6 protein-coding genes and 1 tRNA gene are annotated in these 4,699 nt (G+C 40.1%); 3 read left to right on the top strand and 4 right to left on the bottom strand.

Annotation, left to right across the window (positions count from 1 at the left end; translation table 11 throughout):
* Nucleotides 1-190 precede the first annotated feature (190 nt).
* On the bottom strand, nucleotides 191-799 hold the full coding sequence (locus tag ACM0OP_RS23700; protein WP_414530855.1) for a J domain-containing protein: 609 nt from the start codon (nucleotides 797-799) through the stop codon (nucleotides 191-193).
* 30 nt (nucleotides 800-829) lie between these two features.
* Between ACM0OP_RS23700 and ACM0OP_RS23695 the strand changes: the two genes are divergently transcribed.
* The 3 genes from ACM0OP_RS23695 to ACM0OP_RS23685 all read left to right on the top strand — a co-directional run bounded on the left by ACM0OP_RS23695 (nucleotide 830) and on the right by ACM0OP_RS23685 (nucleotide 2,845).
* A complete protein-coding gene (locus tag ACM0OP_RS23695) occupies nucleotides 830-1,927 on the top strand; it encodes a tocopherol cyclase family protein (RefSeq protein WP_414530858.1) in 1,098 nt (365 codons plus the stop codon).
* 50 nt (nucleotides 1,928-1,977) lie between these two features.
* Nucleotides 1,978-2,051 (top strand) — tRNA-Arg (locus ACM0OP_RS23690).
* A gap of 266 nt (nucleotides 2,052-2,317) precedes the next feature.
* Nucleotides 2,318-2,845 carry a YdcF family protein gene (locus tag ACM0OP_RS23685; RefSeq protein ID WP_414530854.1) on the top strand — a complete coding sequence of 176 codons (528 nt, stop codon included), beginning with the start codon at nucleotides 2,318-2,320 and terminating at the stop codon, nucleotides 2,843-2,845.
* Nucleotides 2,846-2,908: 63 nt separating this feature from the next.
* Here ACM0OP_RS23685 and ACM0OP_RS23680 read toward each other — a convergent pair whose 3' ends face one another.
* From ACM0OP_RS23680 to ACM0OP_RS23670, 3 genes are all read right to left on the bottom strand, one after another.
* Entirely contained in the window at nucleotides 2,909-3,205 is a 297-nt protein-coding gene (locus tag ACM0OP_RS23680) for a DUF2288 domain-containing protein (RefSeq protein WP_414530856.1), read from the bottom strand.
* 90 nt (nucleotides 3,206-3,295) lie between these two features.
* Nucleotides 3,296-3,934 carry a lysophospholipid acyltransferase family protein gene (locus ACM0OP_RS23675; RefSeq protein WP_414530853.1) on the bottom strand — a complete coding sequence of 213 codons (639 nt, stop codon included), beginning with the start codon at nucleotides 3,932-3,934 and terminating at the stop codon, nucleotides 3,296-3,298.
* 165 nt (nucleotides 3,935-4,099) lie between these two features.
* The gene (locus ACM0OP_RS23670) at nucleotides 4,100-4,384 is read right to left on the bottom strand and encodes a hypothetical protein (RefSeq protein ID WP_414530852.1); all 285 of its coding nucleotides are present in this window, start codon (nucleotides 4,382-4,384) and stop codon (nucleotides 4,100-4,102) included.
* Nucleotides 4,385-4,699: the final 315 nt, after the last annotated feature.

Here is a 4,699-nt window from a genome sequence, read left to right as displayed (position 1 = left end):
CCATATTTTGGGTTATTTTTATCACCTCTTTCTTAACATTCAACACTTCTGAATAACTGACATTATTTCTGCATAACAAATTAGTCTAGAGACTGGTTAGTGTCAAGTTAACTGAAGCTCTAGGATTTAACTGTTTAATTGTGACATTTAGGGAAATTCAATTGATCACAAAAATTACAATTTATCTTCCTCATCTGTTCAACTTCAGCAGCTTTTTGATTTTCTGACACCATCTGGTTAACAGAGATTTCCGCTTAAATACAGGACGATATGACCTTGAATACTTCGACTTAGAATAAATATTTTGATTACTGACACCCAGTTCTAAGGATGCGGCTTTATTTAAATCTGAAGCGGCTCGATATTCAAATCCCAATTGATCACAAACGAAGCCCCGATATTTGTATGCTTCAACATAGTGAGGATTTAGGCGAATAGCTTTAGTAAAATCTGCGATCGCCTCCTCATATTTTCCCTGGCTAGCATTTTCCACGCCGCAGTTATAAAAAGTTTCCGCATCCCAGCGCTGCACAGAGATGTTTACCTGATCATTTGAGGTATTTGTGGGCGTAGGAGAAGCCACACTTTCAGTATTTAGCTGTTGTGACTTGAGTTGGTTGTAAGCTACATTAATATCCTTAATTTTTGCCTCTGCTTCCTGTTTTTGTTGTGGGTCAGAAAAGCGATCAGGATGCCAAATTTTCACCAACTTGCGGTAAGCTTGCTTCACCTGTCCTTGTGATGCACCAGCTGTCAGTCCTAAAATTTCATAAGCATGATTTATGTCCAGATGGCTCATACTGAAAGAAATAGGCAACAATATAGATATATGTTAACTATTCCCCAAAATCTTCTTCCCTTAACCCAAACCCCTCATAGTGGATACCATTGGGATGGTAGTCATCGCCGCTTCTTTGAAGGTTGGTATTATCGCGTAACTTTGCCAGATATTGGTCAAACCTTCGCCTTCATGTACTCCATAGAAGACCCCATTGGCGGTAAACCCTATAGCGGTGGTGCAGCCCAAGTATTAGGGCCGAATGATGAATATATCTGTCGTACCTTTCCTGATGTCAAAAAATTCTGGGGTAGTAAAGATGTTCTGGGATTAGGTCATTGGGGTAAAACTGACCTTAACACCTCACCTGGATACCTGAACCCCTCGGAGTTTGCAGATCATATTCCAGAAGGATATCAAGCTACAGCGACTCTAAATCAGGGAGAAATTCATGACCCTGCAACTGGTAATTATTGCCGTTGGCGATACGAAATTCAACCGATATATTATTGGGGAAATCAAAACAGTCTTCAGCAATCAACCGCCGGTTTACTCTCATCTTTACAGATTTTTGAACCGGGATGGCAAATATTGATGGCTCACGGTGTAGCCAGTGGTTCAATTGATTGGAATGGTAAAATCTATCAATTTACTAACGCCCCAGCTTATGGAGAGAAGAATTGGGGCGGTGCGTTTCCCCAAAAATGGTTCTGGTTAAATTGTAATAGCTTTGATGGCGAAACCGATTTAGCTTTAACTGCTGGCGGTGGTAAGCGTGGTGTGTTGTGGTGGATGGAATCTGTCGCCATGATTGGCTTGCACTATCAAGGCAAATTTTATGAATTTGTTCCCTGGAATGCCAAAGTTGAATGGGATATTCAGCCCTGGGGTAGATGGCAAATGCGCGCCAAAAACTTAGATTATGAAATTGAATTGACCGGAACCGCCAATTTACCGGGTACGCCCTTGCGTGCGCCTACAGCAAATGGTTTATTATTCTGTTGTCGGGATACTATGCAAGGAAAGTTAGATTTGGAGTTACGAAAGTTAAGTAATGGCAAATCTCATACAATCCTGAAAGCACAAAGTTCTCTTTGTGGTTTAGAAGTGGGTGGCGATTCTTGGGATAATTCTTGGCATTCTAGCTAAGACTACTGCTATTATAGTATCTGCTATCTGCTAGAATATGGTCTATAGTTGGGGCTGTAGCTCAGATGGATAGAGCGAGCGCCTCCTAAGCGCTAGGTCGCCGGTTCGAGCCTGGCCAGTCCCGTCTTCAAAACAAAATTCCAGAAACAGGGGAGTCGGAATCAGTAGATCAATTTTCCGACAAAACAGATTATCATGCCAGATATCCTGGTAATAGGCGTTTGAATGTGTATTAAATAAAAGTCTCGGTTGATATTTGGCTAGAGTTTTCCAAAATCTGCTAACCTACATAGTTGTTGATCTCTTTTCATCGGAAATCTTGGACTCAACAGACGAAAGTACAGACCCTTGAAGAATCATCTATCATTTACAAGTCATTCATTGCGGTTCATGGTTTTCGCCCTACCTGTATTAATATGGTTGGGATACCAGGAATCTAAAATCGAGAAGTTACCACCTCAAGCAGTATTAGTATTGGGTGGTTCTACGTCACATCTAGAACGAGAAAGGTTTACGGCTAATTTTGTCCGTCAGCATCCCAGCTTACCCATTTGGATTTCTGGTGGTAGTCCGCCTAAGTCAACTCAGAGCGTTTTTGTCAATGCCGGAGTAGATACGAAACGACTATATCTTGATTACCAAGCTGTAGATACTGTCACCAATTTTACTACATTAGTAGATGAGTTGCAAGCTCAAGGTATTAAGAGTGTCTACTTAATTACTTCAGAGTTCCATATGCGCCGCGCCCGTGTAGTTGGGGAGATAGTTTTTGGTAGTCGTGGTATTCAATTAAAACCTGTGGCAGTACCTTCACAAAATATGCATGAATCTGTGGATAAATCTATCCGTGATGGGGCGAGAGCCTTAATTTGGGTGGCTACTGGTTACACGGGTGCAGAACATATCAAAAAGCGGTGAATTTGGGATTGACAATAGCTGGATAGATTGAGCATCTACTCAAATGTTCCCCAAATATTTTTCCTATGATGTGGTGATTTCTTGAATGAGAATATGGGGTTGAACAATCAAGGCATGAAACCGCTTGGTGCGATCGCTATTCCAATTTCCAATTTGTGTATTTGAAGGTTTAGCGATTAATTGCAGATCAATCCATTGTTCCACAGATGAAACCTGATTACTAGCGATCGCCACGCCCACATCCAGCAAATCTAAACCCTGTGTCACCACAATCACCTGATCTTTTTGGACATGAGGAATTAACCAACCCCACTCCGCTTCATCTAAATTTGCTGTTAATTCTGTTCTTAAATCCGACATAATTCCCAATCTTGATGCGTCTACCGCCGATTTTACCTTAATTTCTGCTTGCACTCAGTGGGTTATGGCTGCACCCATGAAGTATATTTGTCAGCGTCCCAAATCATGCAATTCATTTATTGCTGTCGCGCACTGATGTGTTACTGCTTGTAATGCTTCCTTATTAGTAGAACTGGGCGCATCAATTAACTTACCAATGCGAATAGTTAAGGGAACTGGACGAGGTAAAGCCGAGCCTGATTGTAAAATTTTTTCAGAACCCCATAAACATACTGGTAAAAATGGTGCTTTGGCCTTAGCCGCCAGTAGTGCAGCCCCACGTTTAGGGTCTTTTATCCTCCCATCAGGAGTACGAGTCCCTTCTAAAAAAACACCTACAGCCCAGCCTTTTTCCAGATACTCTAGAGCAGAACGGATAGAATTGCGATCGCCACTACCCCGACTCACCGGGTAAGCACCATATAATTTAATTGCTTGTGCCAACACAGGTACTTCAAACAACTCTTCCTTAGCCATGTAAGCCACAGGACGACGTACACAATTAGAGACAATCGGCGGGTCAAAATAACTAGCATGATTACTCACTACCACCAGTGGCCCTGATTGGGGGACATTTTCCACCCCATAAATTCGCCCCCGAAAGTAAGCATGAAGCATGGGGCTGACAATAGACCACTTAAAAGCGTGGTAAAGTGCCAGACTAATAAAAGGTTCACGTTCTCTGGTCACAGAAGATAATTCAATTAAGATTCAGATTTAGCATAAGCCATTGCGATCGCTTTTGGTCAATCGATTAAAATCAACCCATATTCTTTGGTAGCCGACGGCTGGCACAACTCCCGTGTAACAATTGTCATTATTAATTAGGGTATACTGAGTAATAGTAAAATCTACTTAATAAATATTAGCTAATTCAGGAAGTGCATCAAAATTTACAGGTACTTTGAGCATCTCTAGGACTTCAAAGAATAGATGAGGGTTATCAACGTACTGAATATACACAGTATTACTACCTAATTGCCTCCAGTTCTCGTTCCATTTTTTATTAAATTCTAGCTTAGGTTCAAGTTGAAAAGCATTATCTTCAGAGCTAAGATAAAATTTTACTTCTTTAATCTCAGGAATATAAAAACCAAGGTTTCCAATAGTTCCAATATAATCTTTACTAACTTTAAACATCCCAAAATAGACTTCTTTACCTATTTGAATATCATTAACTATTTTTGACCACAACCGCGATTTTATAGAATTGCTAACCGCCTTTAATAAGATTATCGAATCTGAGGATAAGTCCTCTTGCCTATCATAATAATTGTATCTTTTACTGTTATTATTTTTGACAAAATATCTATATATTAATTTACAACTATAATTTGCTTTTTTTCCTGCAATAAAATTGGTAGATGTAACACACTTTACCTTAATTGAGACAATTTCATCCAGAAATGTTGAATCTCGTTACAAAACTTTACATATTCAGGTATAGTAGTTTTA

Source organism: Nodularia chucula CCY0103, from assembly GCF_963923915.1.
Lineage (GTDB): Bacteria > Cyanobacteriota > Cyanobacteriia > Cyanobacteriales > Nostocaceae > Nodularia > Nodularia chucula.
This window is presented reverse-complemented; position numbering and strand designations above follow the sequence as displayed.

Excerpts from the sequence above, each read along its gene's own strand:
- ACM0OP_RS23700 (WP_414530855.1), bottom strand. The coding sequence starts at position 799 with ATGAGCCATCTGGACATAAATCATGCTTATGAAATTTTAGGACTGACA.
- ACM0OP_RS23695 (WP_414530858.1), top strand. The coding sequence starts at position 830 with ATGTTAACTATTCCCCAAAATCTTCTTCCCTTAACCCAAACCCCTCAT.
- ACM0OP_RS23685 (WP_414530854.1), top strand. The coding sequence starts at position 2,318 with ATGGTTTTCGCCCTACCTGTATTAATATGGTTGGGATACCAGGAATCT.
- ACM0OP_RS23680 (WP_414530856.1), bottom strand. The coding sequence starts at position 3,205 with ATGTCGGATTTAAGAACAGAATTAACAGCAAATTTAGATGAAGCGGAG.
- ACM0OP_RS23670 (WP_414530852.1), bottom strand. The coding sequence starts at position 4,384 with ATGTTTAAAGTTAGTAAAGATTATATTGGAACTATTGGAAACCTTGGT.